This window comes from Paraburkholderia sediminicola (assembly GCF_046027355.1).
In the GTDB taxonomy this organism is placed as follows: Bacteria; Pseudomonadota; Gammaproteobacteria; order Burkholderiales; family Burkholderiaceae; genus Paraburkholderia; species Paraburkholderia sediminicola_B.
In genome coordinates, this window is record NZ_JAQQEK010000046.1 from 15,913 (window position 1) to 35,861 (window position 19,949).

General features: G+C 61.0%; 21 protein-coding genes and 1 pseudogene. 16 read left to right on the forward strand and 6 right to left on the reverse strand.

All coding sequences use genetic code 11. The features are described from left to right. Positions 1 to 10: 10 nt before the first annotated feature. Both PQR42_RS41120 and sctC read right to left on the reverse strand, forming a co-directional pair. A complete protein-coding gene (locus PQR42_RS41120) occupies positions 11 to 1,111 on the reverse strand; it encodes an FHA domain-containing protein (RefSeq protein ID WP_408219680.1) in 1,101 nt (366 codons plus the stop codon). Beyond that, positions 1,108 to 2,865, reverse strand: a complete 1,758-nt coding sequence (gene sctC / locus PQR42_RS41125) for a type III secretion system outer membrane ring subunit SctC (RefSeq protein ID WP_408219677.1) — start codon at positions 2,863 to 2,865, stop codon at positions 1,108 to 1,110. Before sctC ends, PQR42_RS41120 begins: the two co-directional genes overlap by 4 nt. 230 nt (positions 2,866 to 3,095) lie before the next feature. Here sctC and PQR42_RS41130 point away from each other — a divergent pair, with 230 nt between their 5' ends. The 12 genes and pseudogenes from PQR42_RS41130 (at position 3,096) to PQR42_RS41185 (ending at position 13,063) form a co-directional block, all read left to right on the forward strand. Further along, a complete protein-coding gene (locus tag PQR42_RS41130; protein ID WP_408219674.1) occupies positions 3,096 to 3,599 on the forward strand; it encodes a ribbon-helix-helix domain-containing protein in 504 nt (167 codons plus the stop codon). A gap of 146 nt (positions 3,600 to 3,745) precedes the next feature. Further along, positions 3,746 to 4,021 (forward strand): hypothetical protein, encoded by a 276-nt coding sequence (locus tag PQR42_RS41135; protein WP_408392768.1) that lies wholly within the window; start codon positions 3,746 to 3,748, stop codon positions 4,019 to 4,021. Positions 4,022 to 4,630: 609 nt separating this feature from the next. Next, positions 4,631 to 5,053, forward strand: coding sequence for a ribbon-helix-helix domain-containing protein (locus tag PQR42_RS41140; RefSeq protein WP_408392770.1), 423 nt, complete (start codon positions 4,631 to 4,633; stop codon positions 5,051 to 5,053). A gap of 776 nt (positions 5,054 to 5,829) precedes the next feature. Beyond that, positions 5,830 to 6,222: pseudogene (locus PQR42_RS41145) on the forward strand (DMT family transporter); the annotation flags it as partial. 305 nt (positions 6,223 to 6,527) lie between these two features. Next, on the forward strand, positions 6,528 to 7,139 hold the full coding sequence (locus tag PQR42_RS41150; RefSeq protein WP_408219666.1) for a TIGR00645 family protein: 612 nt from the start codon (positions 6,528 to 6,530) through the stop codon (positions 7,137 to 7,139). Positions 7,140 to 7,194: 55 nt separating this feature from the next. Further along, on the forward strand, positions 7,195 to 8,718 hold the full coding sequence (locus tag PQR42_RS41155; RefSeq protein ID WP_408219663.1) for a fumarate hydratase: 1,524 nt from the start codon (positions 7,195 to 7,197) through the stop codon (positions 8,716 to 8,718). 191 nt (positions 8,719 to 8,909) lie between these two features. Further along, entirely contained in the window at positions 8,910 to 9,389 is a 480-nt protein-coding gene (bfr, locus tag PQR42_RS41160; protein WP_408219661.1) for a bacterioferritin, read from the forward strand. A 144-nt stretch (positions 9,390 to 9,533) separates the two neighbouring features. Next, positions 9,534 to 10,421 (forward strand): glutamate racemase, encoded by an 888-nt coding sequence (murI, locus tag PQR42_RS41165; RefSeq protein ID WP_408392772.1) that lies wholly within the window; start codon positions 9,534 to 9,536, stop codon positions 10,419 to 10,421. 215 nt (positions 10,422 to 10,636) lie between these two features. Then, positions 10,637 to 10,873, forward strand: coding sequence for a (2Fe-2S)-binding protein (locus PQR42_RS41170; protein ID WP_012432441.1), 237 nt, complete (start codon positions 10,637 to 10,639; stop codon positions 10,871 to 10,873). Between the two features lie 257 nt (positions 10,874 to 11,130). Next, complete coding sequence (locus PQR42_RS41175; RefSeq protein ID WP_408392774.1) at positions 11,131 to 11,868, forward strand: energy transducer TonB; 738 nt, start codon at positions 11,131 to 11,133, stop codon at positions 11,866 to 11,868. A gap of 27 nt (positions 11,869 to 11,895) precedes the next feature. Then, on the forward strand, positions 11,896 to 12,627 hold the full coding sequence (locus PQR42_RS41180) for a MotA/TolQ/ExbB proton channel family protein (protein WP_106285023.1): 732 nt from the start codon (positions 11,896 to 11,898) through the stop codon (positions 12,625 to 12,627). A 16-nt stretch (positions 12,628 to 12,643) separates the two neighbouring features. Then, a complete protein-coding gene (locus PQR42_RS41185; RefSeq protein WP_408392777.1) occupies positions 12,644 to 13,063 on the forward strand; it encodes an ExbD/TolR family protein in 420 nt (139 codons plus the stop codon). A 355-nt stretch (positions 13,064 to 13,418) separates the two neighbouring features. Here the strand turns inward: PQR42_RS41185 and PQR42_RS41190 are convergent, their stop codons facing one another. After that, positions 13,419 to 14,408 carry a LysR family transcriptional regulator gene (locus tag PQR42_RS41190; protein WP_408219648.1) on the reverse strand — a complete coding sequence of 330 codons (990 nt, stop codon included), beginning with the start codon at positions 14,406 to 14,408 and terminating at the stop codon, positions 13,419 to 13,421. 122 nt (positions 14,409 to 14,530) lie between these two features. Between PQR42_RS41190 and PQR42_RS41195 the strand changes: the two genes are divergently transcribed. From PQR42_RS41195 to hemP, 4 genes are all read left to right on the forward strand, one after another. Then, positions 14,531 to 15,409 (forward strand): pirin family protein, encoded by an 879-nt coding sequence (locus PQR42_RS41195; RefSeq protein WP_408392779.1) that lies wholly within the window; start codon positions 14,531 to 14,533, stop codon positions 15,407 to 15,409. Positions 15,410 to 15,564: 155 nt separating this feature from the next. Beyond that, the gene (locus PQR42_RS41200; protein WP_408219642.1) at positions 15,565 to 15,963 is read left to right on the forward strand and encodes an OsmC family protein; all 399 of its coding nucleotides are present in this window, start codon (positions 15,565 to 15,567) and stop codon (positions 15,961 to 15,963) included. 24 nt (positions 15,964 to 15,987) lie between these two features. Then, complete coding sequence (locus tag PQR42_RS41205; protein ID WP_408219639.1) at positions 15,988 to 16,470, forward strand: SRPBCC family protein; 483 nt, start codon at positions 15,988 to 15,990, stop codon at positions 16,468 to 16,470. A 192-nt stretch (positions 16,471 to 16,662) separates the two neighbouring features. Further along, complete coding sequence (gene hemP, locus PQR42_RS41210; protein ID WP_408219636.1) at positions 16,663 to 16,923, forward strand: hemin uptake protein HemP; 261 nt, start codon at positions 16,663 to 16,665, stop codon at positions 16,921 to 16,923. Between the two features lie 286 nt (positions 16,924 to 17,209). Here the strand turns inward: hemP and PQR42_RS41215 are convergent, their stop codons facing one another. The 3 genes from PQR42_RS41215 to PQR42_RS41225 all read right to left on the reverse strand — a co-directional run bounded on the left by PQR42_RS41215 (position 17,210) and on the right by PQR42_RS41225 (position 19,866). Continuing rightward, positions 17,210 to 18,616: a 4Fe-4S binding protein gene (locus tag PQR42_RS41215; RefSeq protein WP_408392782.1), complete on the reverse strand. Its 1,407-nt coding sequence runs from the start codon at positions 18,614 to 18,616 to the stop codon at positions 17,210 to 17,212. Then, positions 18,613 to 19,458, reverse strand: a complete 846-nt coding sequence (locus PQR42_RS41220; RefSeq protein WP_408392784.1) for an FTR1 family iron permease — start codon at positions 19,456 to 19,458, stop codon at positions 18,613 to 18,615. Before PQR42_RS41220 ends, PQR42_RS41215 begins: the two co-directional genes overlap by 4 nt. 75 nt (positions 19,459 to 19,533) lie before the next feature. Next, positions 19,534 to 19,866, reverse strand: coding sequence for a cupredoxin domain-containing protein (locus PQR42_RS41225; RefSeq protein ID WP_408219627.1), 333 nt, complete (start codon positions 19,864 to 19,866; stop codon positions 19,534 to 19,536). Positions 19,867 to 19,949: the final 83 nt, after the last annotated feature.

Below are 19,949 nucleotides of genomic sequence, written 5' to 3' on the forward strand. Positions count from 1 at the left end.
TGCCGCCAGCTCAGCGACAGTTGCTCGCGCCTCCCGCACCGTCGGCCGAAAACTCGTATGTCGTCCCGTCGTCGCTGCGTAGGATCGTCACGGTACAACCAGAAATGCTTGCGATCCGGCCCAGCGGCAGGCGGGCCCCGGTGAAATATCGTCCACCCTGTCCGTCGACGAGCCACGCCCCATGCGCTGAGCGCGACAGGTTCATGCCGATCGCTTTTAGCGGAATCCGCACGGGCCCCTTCCTCGTGACGCCGCCCTTGAATTTGAGGTCTCGCAACCCGTTGATCGACTCACTTGCGAGGCGGGCGACGCGTCGGTAATCCCACGCTTCCGGCAACATATAGCCCTCTTCGGATGGCGGGACGACGGTGAACCAGCCAGGCTCGCCGGGCGTGATCTGCGCATCGTGGTAATACTTTTGCAAGAAATCCATGAGTTGCTCCTGGATCTGGTCGACCGCAAGCACGTGTATGACGGGCGCACGCGTATCGCGGCGAGCGCTTGCCGCCAGCAACGCAAGATCCGACGAACTCGTCACATAGCCTTCGTAGACGTATGCATGCGTCTTCGCGTCTTCATGCACGGTCACAAAACGGAATGGTCCATCGAGACGTGGAAGCGAGCGTTGCGGCTCATGCGGGCCGTACATTTGCCACAGCGACCCCACCCCTCCCGACGCCAGCAGTGTCAGGAGCAGCAGTTTCTTGCCGCGCGCCATCAGCGCCCAACGCCGCGCGACATAAGCAAGGGGCGCATGCGTCAGCAACCAGCCTAGTTCAGCGTTGCGCTCGATTTCCGGCGTAAGCGGGTCGCGTCCGCTGAACTGCAGTTGCGCATCGCCCAGTGCGAAGGAGGCGCCCCGTCTCAGGAAGGTTGCCTTGCCCGGCGCCACCGGATAGCCGAACACGGATACCCCTTCCTGATGCGCGGTCAGCTTCAGCCTGTTGCCCGTCAGACAGATGGTGACGTGTTGCGGCGCGATGCCGTCATCCACGAGCAGCAGGCTGTCTCCCTCGCCGCATCCTATCGTCAGATCGTGGCCATCCGACATCAGCACGCTTGCGCCGGCATGGACGCCGCCTCTCACGACAATCATTCCGCCCGCGCTCATCGGTTCTGCTCCTTCGTTGCTGACGGACTAGCCGGCAGGCCGGGAGGTAGCGGAGGCACGGCACTGCTCCATGCCGACATGTCCGCCGCGCGCCGTCCGGCCATGACACGCTGCATCGGATCATTGCTGACGAGCGCCGGTACTGCCGGGTTGAACGACGAGGGGGAAACCGTGCTGACAGTCTCGCGTTGCACGGACAGGCCAGACACTGTCTTGATGCGCGGCGTAATCAGGATCAGTCGTTCCTGACGTTCGACCTGGGTCTGCTTGTCGCGAAACAACGCGCCTACGTACGGCAGATTGCCTAGCACGGGCACTTGCGAAGACGACGTCTGGCTGCGTTCATACTGATATCCGCCAAGGAGCAGACTGTCGCCGTTGGCGACGACCGCCTGTGTCACGATGGAATTGTTGTTCACTTTGGGAATGCCATCGACGGTCAGCGACGAATCGAATGCGCCGTCTTCGATTTGCACACTCAGCAGGACATTCGTTGTGCCATCGGACAACGGCTGCACTGTCGGCGTCACCTTGAGCGTCAGGCCCGTATCGACGTTGTAGAGATCGACGTCCTGATTGCCCGCGACGCGCACATACACCGAGTTGCGCGACGACAGGACGGCCTCCGAGTTGTTCAGAGTCAGCACCTGCGGTCGCGACAGGATCCGCGCCTTGCCGTTCTGTTCGAGCGCGTGAATCTTTGCGAACAGATAGTTCGCGGAACTGCCGATCATGGTTGCGAGGTTGAGGCCCGACAGTGCTGGTGCGATCGACGTTTCCAACACGGTCGGCGATGAGTTCATCACCGCGTATGCGCCGCCTTCGCCCCGCGATCCACCGCCCCAGCGTATGCCGAGGTCGCTCGCGACGTCCGTCGATACGTCGATGACGGCCGCCGTGATCTCGACGAGATCCTGTGGTTTGTCGAGCATCGCGATGGTGCGCTCATAGTTCGGCATCATCGACGGCACGTCATAGATCACGACCGAGTTGGTGCGTGCGTCGGCAACGATGTTGCGCTGTATCGACGTGGTGGCTGGGCGCATGGCTTCCGCATCTGGCAACGGCATACCGGTATCGGGCGCAGCCGCCGCATCCGCGAGACCAAGCCCGCGCAGGCTAGGAAGCGGCGGTGGCCCGCCACGCGAGACACGCTCCTGGTTGCGCAAGCGCGCAGGACTCTTCCGATCCGGCACGCTAACGGCAACGTCTGCCATCAACTTGCGCAAGAGCGACGCGACACCGGGCACGGTCTGCTGACGATTGCCGGACGTGTACGTGATGTCCTGCGCCTGCGCATAGCGAAGCGGGAACACGCGGATCGCGGTGTCGTCGATGGCAGGCGTCACGGCGACCTGCCGCTGCGCCTCGCCGACGGCGTCGGCAATCGCCTCCACATAGTCCGACGGGCCGGATACGACAGCCGTCGTATCCGAATATCGAACGGGGAGATGGCTGTCGTCGAGACCGAGGTTCGACAGCAGGTCCACTACCTGTTCCCGAGTCATCGGAGAAAACGGAATCGTGCGGCTACGATTGTCGGCAGCCGGCGATACATGAATGATGTGACCGTCGAAGTACCACATCAGGCCATACGCCTCGACCAGTCTCGCGAACACGCGTGCCGGCGGCTCGTCAAACTCGCCGTTGACAGGGCCTTTTACGCCGCGTCCGATTTCGAGCTGAAGGCCACCCGCATTTACCACTTCCTTCAATACATCGGGCAGCGGTGTGTTGCGTGCAAAGTAATGCATCGCTTCCGCCCGCCAAACGGGCGAAGCAGCGTTGCCCGCCGTCGCGTGCAAGACTATTCCGGCCACTAAGGCGCGACGTATGCCTGCAGCGGCGTTATACCGCCGTGCATATCTGCCTTGGCTTTTCGCGCGTGCATCACGCCGCGTCATGGACATCTCACTACCCCTCTTGAATCTTTTCTGTGATGAACAGGAATTTATCTTCTCCGGTTCTTGCAAGGGTCATACGGATGTACCACCCCGAATGTTCTGAGACGACGAACATTGCAATCGTCAGTCCATGGCTCAGCGGTGTCGCAACAATTGCCATTCCTAACGAATTCAGGACCGACACCTTGACGGAGTGGAAGAAACCGGATCCAGAAATAGCAAAGCAAAGAAGTTTGGAAAATTGTGAGAAGAGAATGACGCGCACAACTTATGGAAATTTCAGCACCGATCTCCTGAGACCGAGACAGAGATCGATTCGTGTCAACGGTCTCGCGACGTGTATGAGGCTGGAAGAAATCTACTGGTCGATCATTGCAGAGTTCGCACGTAGCGAGTCATTGACCGTCGGCAAATTGATATCGCGATGGGCCATGGAAATGGATCTCGCACACGAGGCGGTATGGAACTTCACCGGCTACATCCGCGTGGTTTGCGTGATCCAGCTGATCAATCGCGTAAGTCCGGCTCTTTCGATGGATATCACCAAACCGCCTGAGTCGTCCAAGGGGCGAGGACACCGATAGCGCCTCGAGCTTCTTGCGACGGTCAGTCACGCTTGTGGAGGCTGCCATGTAAGCAAACATCGACCGTTAAGTATCACGAGCACAGATGTGCTCGTCACCAACCGTTTGGCCTTCAAAGAAGGCTCTCAAATACAAAGGAGTAGAAAATGTCAATGGACGTTTCTCAAACCAGCACCACCACACAGATGTCTGCCATGGGGGGGCATCACGCTCCAGGGATGAATTCTGCTGCCGGTCAGCAGGTTCCGCAGGCTCAGACGATTTCGCAGGACGGCGATGCCGGCGGCGATCAGGCGGGCGGCGGTGGCGGTGGCGGTGGCGGTGGCGGTGGCGCTGGCGACGTGCTCAAAGATGTGATGAAGCTACTGAAGGACATCATGGGCATGCTGTCCGGCGTCATGGGCGGCATGATGGGCGGCTAACGCAACCCGTTTGCCATTGAGACGGCCGCCGCGAGGAAAGGTGTTGATGGGAAACGCATCTTTTCTGACGTGCGGCGGCCCTAAGAATTCGTCTGGAATGCTGTTCTGTTCAATCGATAAGGCATCGATATTTATAGGAAACACTTCGGCCATACTACCTATTTGCACCACAACCAGACGGACGGCGGCCAGCACGGGGGACCACCGCCGCTCTTCTTATTGGGCGAATCGTTGCGCCTCATGATAAGCGTTGAAAATTCCTGGCTACGTTTTATTGATTACGCCGGTGAAATCTAATAGCGTCAGCACTACCGATGGTCATATCTATGCAGGACATCGGCTTCCAATAAAAACTCTCCGCTCCCTGTCTATTTTTATTAGTCGGGCAGAAAATTGGCGCACGAAATTAAAACGGCCCAATTGATCCGACCTGAATCGAGATATCTCGAAAATAAGACAATATGTCGATTATATCCAATACGCATACATACGCATGAACTGATGTCATACATCTGTATGACCTGGTCGGACTATCGCGGAGCAAGATTATCTAGCCGTAACCTGAATTCAACCGAACATGAGACACAACCCACGCGATTCACATTGCAGATGCATGATCATCTCAAAAAACACGCGGACCTTCAAAGTCCTAACAAAGGCTCTGCATTCTCTTATTCCTACACGTGCACGCACATGCGGATGACACGGTATTGCAACTTCACCCCGCAGCTCGCAAGGCCGCGGCAGCGGTCCGTCAGAATCAACGGACTCGCCACTTGCCTGCGGCTCGAGGAGATCTATTGGCGAATCATCGAGGAAATTGCGCGCCAGGAAGCCGTGACGGTGGGAAAACTGATTTCCCGATGGGCACTTGAGATTGATCTGACACAGGAAACCATCTGCAACTTTACCGGTTTCATCAGAATAATCTGCGTCACCCAATTATTAGATAAGAAACATCTGATCGATCTTGAGACGATCGATCCGGATGGGTCGGGCAGTCCACTTGAATCAACCACAGGAGATTTATAAAAACACATTTCATTTATACGCTTCAACACTGCAACCATCCGGAATCTGGCGTAGCCATTCAGGCACGACAGACCCACTCTCTGATTTAAATAGTTTTTTGACACTCAAAGGATTTGATGATGACGAATACGATCAATAACCTCGGCAATAGCACGTCTTTCGATATGGGCAACATGGCAGCGCCGACGCAAAACGACATGCACAGCCGCACCGATATGAGTAGCGTCCGGATATTCTCGACGGAGCATTCCAACGATGCGGCAATACGCCGCCGACCTTAGCGACGGCTGCAACGAACGCTACTGGCGGCGCGACGGCGGGCGGGGATGACACGGCCGCGCAGGGTGTTGGCGCAGCGGCACAAGGCGGTGGTGCGGGCGGTTCGGGGGGTCTCGACCAGATCATGGACGTCATCAAGCAGGCACTCTCCGCCGCGATGCGGATGGTGCAACCGCTCCCCGGCATGATGACGTCGATGATGCGCGCGGGCGGCGGTGCGGCGGGCGGTGGCAGCGCATGATGAATCGCTGACAACAGCCAGCCGCCGCAACGCCCGTCCAGCGCCTTGGCACTGGGGCGCCCGCGGCGGCTGGCTGCCCTCGACCGCCCCGCTCCTCGCAGCATCTGCCTTTTTCAACGCAATGAACAATCCGCGTGAACTGCGTCCACGCGGCGCATGCGCGATGTTCCGCCGCGCGCGACAGCGACAGCTGGCCGGATCCACCGGCCCGTCCGGTAAACCAGGCGCCTGCGCACGCCTTTACCCGGATTCCAGCTTGAATCGTTACTCCCTGCTTCTCATTACCTCGATGCTGCTGGTCGGCAGCAATGTCGGAATCGGTAAATCGATCGTCGAGTTCGTCCCCGTCCCCCTGTTCGCGCTGCTGCGCTTCGTGATCGCGATGGCAGTACTGTGGCCGCTTCTGCGCGCGTCCAAACTGCGCCGCGTCAAACGCGATGAATGGTTCAACCTGTTTTTGCAGGCCCTGTTCGGCACCTTTGGGTTTACGCTGCTGATGCTGGGCGGCGTGCAGCGCACGAGCGCGGTCGCGGCCGGCGTCATCACGAGCACGATTCCCGCGGTCGTCGCGCTGCTCTCGTGGCTCATCCTCAAAGAGCGTCCGAACGGTCGTGCACTGGCGTCAATCGCGCTGGCGAGCCTGAAAGTCAAGCGGTGCCGCCAGTGGCGTCGTGAGCGCCGAAGCCTGAACGCAAGCCACAGTCCGCGAGGCGCGTGGCCGGACGCGCCGCCCGTCAGGCGCCGCCAACCTGCCCGCTGCAACGCAGCAAATTCACCCGACGCTGTACAATGGCGCGCCTGACGCGAGCTTTTCCGGCCTCCCCTGGCCGTGCACCGCGCCGTCTGCGCCTGGTTTGCGTACCTGATCCGCGTGCGTGCTGAGAAGTATTGCGCGTACCGGGTCGGCGCATTTGGTCCATGTTCCGTCACCCGCGTTTCATCTGACTCTTGCCTATGTCCGCTCCGCGATCCGACTCCGCCCATCAGCGCCGCCCGATGCGCCCGGTTCCCGCCATCATTTTCATGAGCCGCTGGCTGCAGTTGCCGCTCTATCTGGGCCTGATCGTCGCCCAGGGCGTCTACGTCGTGCTGTTCCTCAAGGAAGTCTGGCATCTCGTCACGGCGTCCATGACGCTCGACGAAACCAACATCATGCTGGTCGTGCTCGGCCTGATCGACGTGGTCATGATCTCGAACCTGCTGATCATGGTGATCATTGGCGGGTATGAAACGTTCGTGTCGCGCCTGGGCGTCGAGGGTCATCCGGACGAACCGGAATGGCTCGACCATGTGAACGCGGGCGTGCTCAAGGTCAAGTTGTCGATGGCGCTGATCAGCATCTCGTCGATCCATCTGCTGAAGACCTTCATCAGCCCCGATCAGAACACGACGCATACGATCATGTGGCAGGTGATCATCCACGTCGCGTTCCTCGTCTCGGCGCTCGTGATGGCGCTGGTCGACCGCCTCACCACGCATACGCATCCCAAGCATTTCGAAGAACCCACGGTACTTCACGCCGTGGGTTCCGCTAAAGGTTCCACTCCCCTGAAGGCGCACGACTGACTCGCCCTGTCCCGCGTGCCAGAAAACAAGCGCCACTGTCCCCACTGAGCTAGCCATGACCGTCATCAAACAGGAAGATCTGATTCAGAGCATTGCTGATTCGCTTCAGTACATCAGCTACTACCACCCGCTCGATTACATCCAGGCCCTCGGCCGCGCCTACGAGCTCGAACAGAGCCCGGCCGCGAAAGATGCCATCGCGCAGATTCTCACCAACAGCCGCATGTGCGCCGAAGGCAAGCGCCCGATCTGCCAGGACACCGGCATCGTCACGGTGTTCGTGAAGGTCGGCATGGACGTGCGTTGGGACGGTGCGACGATGGGCGTCACCGACATGATCAACGAAGGCGTGCGCCGCGGTTATCTGAACCCGGACAACGTGCTGCGCGCGTCGATCGTGAGCCCGCCGGAAGGTGGCCGCAAGAACACCAAGGACAACACGCCGGCCGTGATCCACTACGAGATCGTGCCGGGCAATACGGTCGACGTGCAGGTCGCCGCCAAGGGCGGCGGCTCGGAAAACAAGTCGAAGTTCGCGATGCTGAACCCGTCGGATTCGATCGTCGACTGGATTCTGAAGACCGTGCCGACCATGGGCGCGGGCTGGTGCCCGCCGGGCATGCTCGGCATCGGCATCGGCGGCACCGCTGAGAAAGCGATGGTGATGGCGAAAGAATCGCTGATGGATCCGATCGACATTCAGGACGTGATCGCACGCGGCCCCAAGGACTGGATCGAAGAACTGCGCGTTGAACTGCACGAGAAGGTCAACGCGCTCGGGATCGGCGCGCAAGGTCTCGGCGGTCTCGCCACCGTGCTCGACGTGAAGATCATGGCCGCGCCGACGCACGCCGCGTCCAAGCCGATTGCGATCATCCCGAACTGCGCGGCCACGCGTCACGCGCACTTCACGCTGGACGGTTCCGGCGTCGCCAAGCTCGAAGCGCCGTCGCTCGACGCATGGCCGAAGGTGCAGTGGGAGCCGGACACCGAGAAGAGCCAGCGCGTCGATCTGAACACGCTCACGCCGGAAGAAGTCGCTGCATGGACGCCGGGCCAGACGCTGCTGCTGTCGGGCAAGATGTTGACGGGCCGCGACGCGGCCCACAAGCGCATCGCCGACATGCTCGCGAAGGGCGAGAAGCTGCCGGTCGATTTCACGAACCGCGTGATTTACTACGTCGGCCCGGTCGATCCGGTGCGCGACGAAGCCGTCGGCCCCGCGGGTCCGACCACGGCAACGCGCATGGACAAGTTCACCGAGACAATGTTGTCGCAAACCGGCCTGATCTCGATGATCGGCAAAGCGGAGCGCGGCCCTGTCGCCATTGAAGCGATCAAGAAGCACAAGGCCGCGTATCTGATGGCCGTGGGTGGCGCGGCGTACCTCGTGTCGAAGGCGATTCGCAGCGCGAAGGTTCTCGCGTTCGAAGACCTCGGCATGGAAGCGATCTATGAGTTCGACGTGCAGGACATGCCGGTGACGGTGGCCGTCGATTCGAACGGCACCTCCGTTCACCAGACCGGCCCGAAGGAATGGCAAGCGAAGATCGGCAAGATTCCCGTCGCGACAGTTTGATCGGTATTGACTTCAGTTGAATAACTCAAAGCCGGGGCCCAAACCCCGGCTTTTTTATGATGAAATGAGAACGGTACGCATCACGCGAAAAACCCTCTGAAATCAGGCGAAAATCTGTTTTTTTGCCTTGGCTTTTTGCGTTTCGCCGTTTATTGTTCTGGGAAATTCAAAGCCCCCTACAAGGACACACCATGCAAGGCGACAAGAAGGTCATCGAATATCTCAACTCGCAGTTGAAAAACGAACTGACCGCCATCAATCAGTACTTCCTGCATGCGCGGATGTATAAGCACTGGGGCCTCGAAAAACTGGGCAAGCATGAATACGATGAATCGATCGGCGAAATGAAGCACGCCGACTGGCTCATCGAACGTATTTTCATGCTCGACGGTCTGCCGAATCTGCAGGACTTGCACAAGCTGCTGATCGGTGAGGAAACGAAAGAAATCCTCGAATGCGATTTGAAACTCGAACAGATTTCGCAGAGCACCTGTAAAGAGGCCATCGCGTATTGCGAAACGGTGCGCGATTTCATCTCGCGTGAAATCTTCACGAAGATTCTCGACGACACCGAAGAACACATCGATTGGCTCGAAACCCAAATCGACCTGATCGACAAGGTCGGCATCCAGAACTACCAGCAATCCGCAATGGGTTCGGTCGAGTCCTGATCGAAGCACGCTGCAACCGCCCGCGCGCCCGTTCATGGGTCAGCTTATTTGCGATGGCCCCGGCCGCGCGGACGATATACTTGCGCACCTTTCCGTTTTTCCGAGTTTCCCTTGACTGCTGTGCCGCACGCGTCCTCTTCGCCCATGCCCGCAGAATCACCGTCCACGAATGCAAGCATGTTCACGTCTGGCGCCGGATCCCGCGCACCGGTCGGCATTTTCGATTCGGGGCTCGGCGGTTTGTCGGTGTTGCGGGCGGTCCGGGCACAACTGCCTGACGAAGCAGTTCTGTACGTCGCCGATTCGCTCTACGCCCCGTACGGAGAGCGCGACGACGACTTCATCGCCGACCGCACGCTCGCGATCGGCGAATGGCTGGTCAAGCAAGGCGCGAAGGCGCTGGTGGTCGCCTGCAATACGGCGACCGCGCAGTCGATCGCACTGGTTCGCGAAAAGCTGCCTATTCCGCTGGTCGGCGTCGAACCTGGCGTCAAACCCGCCGCGCTGCAGTCGAAAACCCGTGTCGCCGGCGTGCTCGCCACGCAAGTGACGCTGCGCAGCGCCCGCTTCCAGGCGCTCCTCGAGCGCTACACCGCGGATTGCCGCTTTCTTTGCCAGCCAGGCCACGGGCTCGTGCAAGCCGTTGAACGCTGCGACGTCGGCTCCGCCGAATTGCGCGCGCTGCTGCGCGGCTACCTGCAACCCATGCTCGACGCGGGCGCGGATACGCTCGTGCTCGGCTGCACGCACTACCCGTTTCTCGATGCGGCGATTCGCGACATCGTCGGCGACCGGCTGATGCTGATCGACACGAGCGTCGCCATTGCACGCCAACTGGAGCGCGTGCTCGACCAACATGGTTTGCGCGCGGCGCCGGAAAGCGCGGCCACCGTTCTGCCCCGTTTTTTTTCCACGGGCGACGGCACACATCAGCAGCAATTGGCCGCTACCCTCCTGCATATCGACGCGACGGTCGAGCAGGTGTCGATCCCCTCACGCCGCACGGCAGCGCCAGACTCCCAAGCCGCATAAATTTCCTGATGCGGGCCGTTTTTGCCTCGCTGCGCGGCCTTCTGCGCGCTTTTTAGGCGCTTTCCCGCCCCGCCCGCCGCCGGCATCAGATCCCACCTCATAGACGAAACCCTTCTAAGAGTCTGGTTTTGTTACAAAAAATCATGCAGGACGCTTGCCAAACGGGCCAAACAAAATGATAATAATTCGCATTAACGTTAGCTATGACGCCCGCCATGATTGTCTGTGTCTGCAAGTCTGTTTCTGACCGAAAGATCCGTGCTTCGATCGAGGAAGGCATGGATTCGTTTGACGAGCTTCAGTTCGAGCTCGGCGTCGCATCCTGCTGTGGCAAGTGCGCCGATTCCGTGCGCGACGTCATGATGAAAAGCGGCGTCTGCGCGAGCCGCTGTGGTTTCGAGCATCACCCGCAAGCCGTACCGCTGACGTTTTACGAACGCAAGGCGGCCTGAGCCAGATTTTCTGGGCGCGGCTCACCCCGTGTCTCGGGCGCTTGAAAGCCCTTGCCGTTCTCGCTGTTCACGCGTTATCCCACTGCCGTCAGCAAGCCAGTATTCGTACCAGCCAGCTACCCGCTCACCCGTCACAGGAGTTCGAGATGGAATTGCTGATTGGTTTCGTGACTACTTTGTTCATTTCGCTGCTGATTTTTCGAACATGACGATGTCTTGTCTGACGCGCTGCATCGACAGCGCGCCGCCACGCTAACATGCCGGCCTCGCATACCGTTTCAGCCGGCGCCATGCCGGCTTCGTCTACCCGACCGAACTCCCGCGCCCTGACCGCAACCGCTGTGGTTGCAGCGATTCACGTCGCGCTGCTTGCCGTGGTGATGACCTTGCGTCATGACCTCGTGCAGCCGGCCCTCGAATCGCGCGTCATGACCGCGCAGTTGCTGCCGCCGGCGCCGATTGCCGCGCCAGTCGCGATTCAATCGATCGCGCCGCCGCCACCCACGCCGACGCCGCCGGTTCGGACCAAGCCGAAGGTCCAGCCGAAACCGACCCCGACGCCCAGGCCGACGCCTACACCTCTACCGGTGGCCGCCGCGCCATCGCCGACGCCCGTCGCTGCGCCCGATCCGACGCCACCCGCGCCGGCCGCCCCCGTTGCGCCGCCGGCACCTGCTGCTCCGGCAATCGGCCATCAGACGATGGAGATCAGCGCGCCGAAGAACGTCTCGCACCTCGATTGCAACATCGCCAAGCCCGACTATCCTGCGCTCTCCAAGCGCCGCAACGAGACCGGCTCGGCGTCTGTCAGGTTCGTGGTCGGTCTGACGGGCAAGCTCGAAAACATCCAGCTGAGCAAGAGCAGCGGCTTCAGCCGCCTCGACGACGCCGCGGTCGCCGCCGTGCGCGCGAGCGCCTGCAAACCATTTCTCGAGAACGGCCAGCCGATCCGGGCCGCTTATACCCAGCCATTCGACTTCAGTCTGAACGACTGAGGCAGCTCTCAAAAAAAAGGAATTGCAATGCAAAACTACGGACTGGCGCACGTCTGGGCGCAAGGGGATTTCGTGACGCGCGGTATCGCGCTCGCGCTGTTGATCATGTCGGTGATGTCGTGGAGCGTGATCGTCATCAAAGGCTGGAACGTGATGCGCCTGAACCGCCTCACCAAGAATGCCGAGCAGGCATTCTGGCATTCGGACGACCTCGCCGACGGCGTGAAGAAACTCGGCGCCGGCTCGTCGACGCCGCAGGACAATCCGTTCCTCGCGCTGGCGCTGTCGGGCCAGGAAGCGGCCGATCATCATCATCAGACGCAGCCGCATCTGCACGACCGCATGGACGTGTCGGACTGGGTCACGCGCTGCCTGAAGGACACGATGGATGAAAGCGTCGCGCGCATGCAGAGCGGTCTCGCGATTCTCGCCTCGATCGGCAGCACGGCGCCGTTCGTCGGTCTGTTCGGCACGGTGTGGGGCATCTATCACGCGCTGCTGGCCATCGGCGCGAGCGGCCAGTCGTCGATCGATCAGGTCGCCGGTCCCGTCGGCGAAGCGCTGATCATGACCGCGTTTGGCCTGTTCGTCGCGATTCCGGCGGTGCTCGGCTACAACGCACTGACGCGCGCCAACAAGGCGGTGGTCGCCAAATTGAGCCGTTTTGCGCATGGCCTGCATGCATTCTTCGTGACGGGCGCGCGCCTGTCGTCGTCCAAGCGTGGCGACGGCCTGCGGCTCGCCGCGCGCACGAACTGATCGACGAGGCACTCCGATGGCAATGAGCCCCTTCGCCGGCGACGATGACGACGGCCTGATGAACGAAATCAACATGACGCCGCTCGTCGACGTCATGTTGGTTCTCCTGATCGTCTTCATGGTGACGATTCCGGTGATTCGTCACGCGGTCAAAATCGATCTGCCGCACGCAAGCAGTCAGAAGGAAGACACCAAGCCCGCGCAGGTGACCGTCACGGTCGACGTGGACGGCAACGTCACGTGGGATGACAAGAAGGTCGACGCCGCCGCGCTGAGCGCGAAGATTGCGGAAGCCGCGCAAGCGAACCCGCAACCTGAGCTGCATCTGGATGCGGACCGCAAGGTCCCGTACGAGAAAGTGGCGGAGGTGATGGCGGCCGCGCAGTCCGGCGGCCTCACGAAGATCGGCTTCGTTACACAACCGAAAACGAAGTGATGTCGTCAAAAGCTCTTGAAACAAGGGCCAAAAAAGTAAAAGGCCTTCATCGTCAGATGAAGGCCTTTTTTTGTGCGCACTCGGCGCCTTCGGGCGGCGGGATCATTTGCCATCGGTCGAAGATTGATAGCTACTCGAATCACCGCATGCGACAGCCGTGATCGACACGGACAGCGCGGTCAGCCCTATCAGGCCCGCTATGATAGCGGCCATGAGTTTCCGCATAAGAGACTCCTTAGCGAAGGGATTTCACTATAGGCCCGTCAGCGCGCGCATTCAAGCAAACGGCCATTGAAAGTACTCATGACAGGCCACGCTTAAATGCTAAAAGCGATGTCGTGGCCCGTAAGAGGTGCTATGGCGCGATCGCGAACATCGGCTGCGCAGTAGCGACCTTTTCCTCGCGCGCGGGACACTCACCCATGATGTGTTTACCGTCGTCAGGATCGAGCATCTCGACCAGATAATCGACAAAGGCGCGCACGGCCGGCACCATCCCCTGCCGCGACACAAATACGGCGTACAACTGCGGCGTCGGAAAGGTCCAGCCCGGCATCACCGGCGACAATTGGCCGGCTCGCAGCGCCGCGCCGTACATCATCTCCGGCAGTGCGGCAATACCGACCCCGGCGAGCACCGCTTCACGGATCGTCATCAGATCGGCGGTCACGAGGCGCGGCTCGTGTTCGTGCGCGTGGCGCGTGCCGTCGGGTGCGATCAGGTTGTAGACGTGGCGTCCATCGCCGGTCGGCACGTCGAGCGTTTCGAAACCGTTCAGGTCGGCCGGCAGCAACGGCGGCGCATTCTGTTGCAACAGGCTCGGCGCGCCGACCAGCATCTGCTGCGTGCGCCACAGCGGCCGCACCACGATGTTGGCGTTTTCCGGCGGATCCGAGCGCACCCGCAGCGCGACATCGATCGAATCCTCGAACAGATCGACCACGCGGTTCGTCACGCGCATCACCACACGCACTTCCGGATAGCGATGCATGAATTCGGGCAGGATCTGCGACAGGATGGTCTGCGAGATCGTGACCGGCACGCTGACGCGCACCGTGCCGCGCGGCGACGAGCGCAGTTGCTGGACGACGTTCACGGCCGCCTGAGCCTCGCTCAGCATCGCCTGACAATGCTGGTAGAACAATTGCCCGGCTTCGGTCAGCGCCAGCTTGCGCGTGGACCGTTGCAGCAGCCGCACGCCGAGCGACGCTTCCAGTTCGGTCAGGCGGCGCGACAGGCGCGACTTGGAAATCCCCAGCACGCGTTCGGCGGCGGAAAAACCGCCATGCTCGACGACCTGCGAAAAATACATCAGGTCATTCAGATTATGTGAATCGATCTTCATCTCATCGTTCCAGTAATAGAACAATCCATTGCGTGAGGGCGGCTGGCACCCCGGAAAACGGTCCCTATAATAGCTCCATGTTTCAAAAATAACGCTATTCCCCATTTTTTGAGGTGACTTTGATGAGCACGACCCGCACGATCGAACGCACGTTTCCGGCCGTTCGCACGACCGAGGGTGGCGGCTTTATCGTCCACCGCCCGTTTCCCACCCGCCTGCTGATGGACTTCGATCCGTTCCTGCTGCTCGACGAAATGGGCCCGATCGACTACGCGCCGGGCGAGGCCAAAGGCGCGCCCGACCATCCGCATCGCGGCTTCGAAACGGTCACGTATGTGCTCGAGGGCCAGTTCGGCCACAAGGATTCGGCCGGCCACTCCGGCACCCTGCACGCCGGCGACGTCCAATGGATGACCGCGGGCGCGGGCGTCGTGCACAGCGAGATGCCGGACCCGTCGTTCATACGCACGGGCGGCCGCGTGCACGGCCTGCAGCTCTGGGTGAATCTGCCGCGCCGCGACAAGATGATCGAGCCGCGCTACCAGGAAATCCCGTCGTCGAGCATTCCCGTGGCGACGTCCGCGGACGGCAAGGTGCGCGTCAAGGTGATCGCCGGCGAAGCGCTCGGCGTCAAGGCGGCAATTGAAACGCGTACGCCGATCCTGTACCAGCATTTCTCGCTGCAACCGGGCGCGACGATCCAGCAGCCGGTGCCGGCCGACTATCGCGTGTTTGCGTATAGCCTGTCCGGCAAAGGCTTCTACGGCGAAGGCGAAGCGCGTCAAGAAATCGACGCGCAGAAAATGGTCGTGTTTCAGAACGATGGCGACTCCGTGACGCTCACGGCCGGCGCGGAGCCACTTGAGGTACTGCTGCTGGGCGGCGTGCCGCTGAAGGAGCCCGTGGTGCGCTACGGCCCGTTCGTGATGAACACGGAAGACGAGATTCGCCAGGCCGTGACCGATTACCAGGCCGGACGCATGGGCGCGATCACGCATTGAGTCGTCGACGGGCGCGGCGCGTTCCGTCCGCGTCGCAACCCGAGGCGCGAAGGCCGGTAAATTCGTTCACAATAGCAATTCAGGCCGCGCGCCACGCCGTTCACTGATAACGGGCCGTGGCGCGCGGCGATTTCCGTCCCTGTTCAGGAGCGCGCATGGCAGAGTCCACCGTCACCGCCCACATCGGTTCGACGAATTTCCAGGTTCTTTTCGACGACGGCACGCACACATGGCTTGCCGACGAACCCGAGTCGCTCGGCGGCGGTGATCGCGGGCCGACGCCCGTCTCGCTGTTGCTGTCGAGTCTCGGCGCGTGCACGTCGATCACGCTGAAGATGTACGCTCAGCGCAAGGACTGGCCGCTCGCCGACGTGCGCGTGACGCTCTCGCTCGAAACCGGCGACGCGGGCACGACCATCGACCGCAAGATCGTGCTCGAAGGCAATCTGTCCGACGAACAGCGGGAACGGCTCTTGCAAATCGCCAATCAGTGCCCGGTTCACAAGATCCTCACGCATTCGATCACGATCCGTTCGGGGCTCGCCGTCGCTTAAACGCTTTCATAGGAAGCCGTCGTTTTGAATTTCGAACACCTTATCCAGATCAACGACCCGTTGAATCCGTTTGTCGAAGCAATGACCCGCGAGCAGTTGTGGGAAGGTCTCGTGCTGCGCGCCGAACAGCCGCAACTGTTCGTGATCGGGCTCGACAGTTGCACGATTCTTTCGCGCGAAGGCAACGTCCTCGAACGGGAACTGCACTACGGCCAGGCCACGGTGCGCGACCGCGTCACGCTGGAGGAGAGCCAGAGCGTGCGCTACGACATTCTGCCGACGGCCGACCACGTAGGCGGCTCGCTCACCATGACGATCGAGCAACCGGACGAACTGCAGCTGTTCCTGCGCTTCGAGTACGCGACCACGCTGCCCGAGTCGACCGATCCCGATGCGCATCAGACGCAGGAAATCGTGAAGTCGGCATATCGGGAGAACGATATTGATACCGTTCGGCTGATTCGCCAGTATGTGCAAACGAAGCAGGAGCCCGGCACGTTGCATTGAATGTCGCGCGGGCGCTCTGCCCGCCATCGGGCGCAAGACCGCCGGACGATCTGGCGGTCTTTTTTCAGACGCCGCTCCGCTTCTACTCTCCCCAAACTATCGAAATTCAGATCCGATCAATTTCTCTTCCTTGTAAATGGTAATAGTTATCATTTAGAATTAATCCATCGAATCGACCAACAGCTAAAACGAATGACCGATCTCACGCGCCCTTCCACACTCAGCCTGCGCCGCCCGGCGGCCGCGCTGACCAGCCGCCCGAAATCATCGACGGCAACGGTAACCGGCCAGAAGCCTGGCGCGGATCGTACTAACGGCACGGGCGAGACGTCGGAGCGGGTCGTACGCAGCGACGCACTGCTGCAAGGACATAGTCACGTCAGCATCGTGCATAACGGCGAAACCTACCAATTGCGGGCAACGCGCTTAGGCAAGCTGATCCTGACGAAGTAGGAACGCATAGCAGTAAGTACCGGGTATTGTGGGGACCACCTCCCAGAGAGGTGTTGGGCAGTAGCCAGCCACGACGGCTTGCACGTGAGAACTAGACCCCTTCGTGCAGACACCAAGCCAGCCGTCGCAGCAAGCCAGGCCGCTTTTTTTGGTTCTCACTCGACACGGCAACGCGCAACGCCGTGTGCCGATCATGCGGAAAATGGAAAAGCCGTGGGATGTTGTCATCTCCACGGCTTTTTGTTTATGCCGGCGCCGACTACTGCAACCGCAAGCGTTGAATGCGTTACTTCGAAGCCCAGCCCCAGAACATCAACCACCACGCGCTATCGACCACCGCCAGCGCCGCGGCGAACCACACCATCGCGAGGCCGCGTTGAACGAAGCGCTCGCTATAGCGGCGCGTGACGAGCCAGGCGAGCCATGCGCTCCACAGGTTGGCAATCGCCAGAATCGCAATGCGCATATCCGACGCCCACCACAACGACACATGCTCCGCGCGCAACAGCGACAGCGTGGTAGCGGACAGGCCGAGAAACACGCCCGCGCCGGCAATCGGAATCAGCCCTTGCGTCAAATGATGCAGACGCACGCTATTGAAGCGCCCCAGCATGCGCGTCGCGCCCATCAGCAGCACCAGCAGCGCGGTGCCGTACACCAGCGCCGTGGCGAGGATGTAGCCGATCACCATCGTGCCGTCGAGCCACGAGAACACGTCGTTCTGCTCGGGGTAATGCGTGAACAGGAACCACGGCGCGTTGGTGTCGAGCGGCCAGGTGATGTCGTGATCGACCAGCCAGTTCGCAAGGAAAATCTTCAGATCGACGAACCAGCGCGACGCGGTCCAGTGGAACGCGCCGATCGCGATGCCGAGCAGGCCGTACAGGATCAACGCGGTATCCCACGCGTTGGCCTGCTTGTCGCCCAACTGCACCACTTCCGACGACGGCGCGCGCCACGTCAACGCGATCGCGTCGCGGTGCCCGCTGCAGCGCCCACACATATGGCAGTCCGACGCGCCCTTCATATTGCGCAACGGCACGAGCGGCGCGCAATTGATCGGAATCACGCGATGCCCATGCTCGCCGTTCTTGTAGGACCGGCGCCACGCCTCTTCATCGACTTTGTAGTGAAACGGCGCGAGCCGCGCCAGAAGCGAAAAAACCCCGTTGACGGGGCACAAGTACTTGCACCAGACGCGCTTCTCACGTCCGTATAGCAAGCCGATGATCATCGCCGCGAAAGTCGAGCCGCCCAACACCAGCAGCACGGCTTTCGGATATTGGTAGACGCTCACCATCTGACCGTAGATGGTGGTGATGCCGAACGCGACGAACGGCCAGCCGCCCCAGCGCATCCAGCGCGGAATCGCCCAGCCGCGCCCGTATTTGCTGGCGAATTCGGCGAGCGCGCCTTCGGGGCACAGCACGCCACACCAGACGCGGCCGAGCATGACCATCGAGAGCAACACGAACGGCCACCAGATACCCCAGAACACGAACTGCGCGGCGAGCGTCAGGTTGTTCCACAGGTGCGCCGTGTCGTCCGGTAGCGGCATCACCGCCGGCACCAGAATCAGAAACGCGTACACCGCCACCACGACCCACTGGATGCCGCGAATCGCGGCACCGTGACGCTGCATCCACTGCCCGGCCGCCGCGAGGCGACCCGGGCGGGTCATTACCGTACTCATGCCGTGCGTCCGGCAGCTTGCCGCGCCGGCTTGCGATTCGCGCGGCGCACCAGCAGATAGACCACAGCCCAGTACGCCACATAGGCGATCAGATTCATCAGCGCCGGATGAGCGCGATAGCCGGTGAGCGTCGCGACCAGCGAACCGAAGGTGCTCGAATCATCGAGGATCGCCGACGAATTCCACATCTGGTCGACGATCGTCGGCAGGAATTCCTTGTCGATCAGCTTGTCGACACCGGTCTGGAACAGCCCTGCGCCGAGGAACAGCAGCATGATTTCCGTGATGCGGAAAAAGAGCCGCCACGAGAAGATCTTGCCGCCCAGTTGCAGCACGTAGAAGGTCAGGAACGCGAGCGCCAGGCCGATCACGACCGCGAGTATCTGGCTGGCGCCCACGTGACCCGACTGGCCGAAGCCGAGGCCGTACAGAAAGATCACCGTCTCGCTGCCTTCGCGCGCGATCGCCAGCGCCACCAGCAACGCGACGCCCCACCAGTTCGAATCGCGCTGGCTCCTTTGCAGCGACTGTTCCATGTCGCGCTTGAGCGTGCGGCCGTGCTGCTTCATCCACAGCACCATCTGCACGATCAGCACGCAGGCGACCAGCACCATCGCGGTCTGGAAATAATCCTGCGCGTCACCGGAAAGCACTTCGGTGAAACCGACCAGCGCGGCGCCGAGCGCCACCGCCGCGATCACGCCGGCCGCCACGCCGCCCCACAGGTACGGCAAACCGCGGCGCGCGTCATCGTCGCCATTTTTCAGCCACGCGTACAGGATGCCGACGACCAGCAACGCCTCGACACTTTCCCGCCACACAATAAATAGAATCTGACCCATCAAGCTCTCCCTCTACCTTCTTCTGCTCTGGCGAACGCGCGAATCGTCGAGCGTCCGCGCTCGCGTCCCAAGCCACTACTTCGCGACGATGACGCCCTGCGCCTGCTGGTGGAAATCGTCGAAAAACTTGTATTCGCCCGGCTCGAGCGGCGCGATCACGACGAACGAATCCGCGCCCGGCGCCAACACCTTTTCTTTACGCAACTGCACGCTTTCGAATTCGGCCGCGCCTTTGCCGGTGTTGCGCACTTCGATCTTGATACGCTGCCCCGCCGGCACTTCGATGCGGGCCGGGTTCAGCTTGCCGTCGTTCATTTCCAGCTTGAAGGTCGGCAGGTCTGCTGCGTGGGCCGCGCCAGCCAGCAAAACCGTGGCGGCGAAGATCGCGATCTTTCGGTTGATTCTCATTAGCCCTTCCGGAAAACGCAGCGCGTTGGCGGTCGACCGCCAACGCGCCGCCTGCTGCATTGGCTCGTTCAGCCTCGTTCGGT

Bases quoted from the DNA above. Each gene is read 5' to 3' on its own strand.
- sctC (WP_408219677.1), bottom strand. From the start codon at position 2,865: ATGCATTACTTTGCACGCAACACACCGCTGCCCGATGTATTGAAGGAA.
- bfr (WP_408219661.1), top strand. From the start codon at position 8,910: ATGCAAGGCGACAAGAAGGTCATCGAATATCTCAACTCGCAGTTGAAA.
- murI (WP_408392772.1), top strand. From the start codon at position 9,534: ATGCCCGCAGAATCACCGTCCACGAATGCAAGCATGTTCACGTCTGGC.
- PQR42_RS41140 (WP_408392770.1), top strand. From the start codon at position 4,631: ATGCATGATCATCTCAAAAAACACGCGGACCTTCAAAGTCCTAACAAA.
- PQR42_RS41180 (WP_106285023.1), top strand. From the start codon at position 11,896: ATGCAAAACTACGGACTGGCGCACGTCTGGGCGCAAGGGGATTTCGTG.
- PQR42_RS41155 (WP_408219663.1), top strand. From the start codon at position 7,195: ATGACCGTCATCAAACAGGAAGATCTGATTCAGAGCATTGCTGATTCG.
- PQR42_RS41185 (WP_408392777.1), top strand. From the start codon at position 12,644: ATGGCAATGAGCCCCTTCGCCGGCGACGATGACGACGGCCTGATGAAC.
- PQR42_RS41215 (WP_408392782.1), bottom strand. From the start codon at position 18,616: ATGAGTACGGTAATGACCCGCCCGGGTCGCCTCGCGGCGGCCGGGCAG.
- PQR42_RS41225 (WP_408219627.1), bottom strand. From the start codon at position 19,866: ATGAGAATCAACCGAAAGATCGCGATCTTCGCCGCCACGGTTTTGCTG.
- PQR42_RS41175 (WP_408392774.1), top strand. From the start codon at position 11,131: ATGCCGGCCTCGCATACCGTTTCAGCCGGCGCCATGCCGGCTTCGTCT.
- hemP (WP_408219636.1), top strand. From the start codon at position 16,663: ATGACCGATCTCACGCGCCCTTCCACACTCAGCCTGCGCCGCCCGGCG.
- PQR42_RS41150 (WP_408219666.1), top strand. From the start codon at position 6,528: ATGTCCGCTCCGCGATCCGACTCCGCCCATCAGCGCCGCCCGATGCGC.
- PQR42_RS41135 (WP_408392768.1), top strand. From the start codon at position 3,746: ATGTCAATGGACGTTTCTCAAACCAGCACCACCACACAGATGTCTGCC.
- PQR42_RS41220 (WP_408392784.1), bottom strand. From the start codon at position 19,458: ATGGGTCAGATTCTATTTATTGTGTGGCGGGAAAGTGTCGAGGCGTTG.
- PQR42_RS41120 (WP_408219680.1), bottom strand. From the start codon at position 1,111: ATGAGCGCGGGCGGAATGATTGTCGTGAGAGGCGGCGTCCATGCCGGC.
- PQR42_RS41130 (WP_408219674.1), top strand. From the start codon at position 3,096: ATGTACCACCCCGAATGTTCTGAGACGACGAACATTGCAATCGTCAGT.
- PQR42_RS41200 (WP_408219642.1), top strand. From the start codon at position 15,565: ATGGCAGAGTCCACCGTCACCGCCCACATCGGTTCGACGAATTTCCAG.
- PQR42_RS41190 (WP_408219648.1), bottom strand. From the start codon at position 14,408: ATGAAGATCGATTCACATAATCTGAATGACCTGATGTATTTTTCGCAG.
- PQR42_RS41195 (WP_408392779.1), top strand. From the start codon at position 14,531: ATGAGCACGACCCGCACGATCGAACGCACGTTTCCGGCCGTTCGCACG.
- PQR42_RS41170 (WP_012432441.1), top strand. From the start codon at position 10,637: ATGATTGTCTGTGTCTGCAAGTCTGTTTCTGACCGAAAGATCCGTGCT.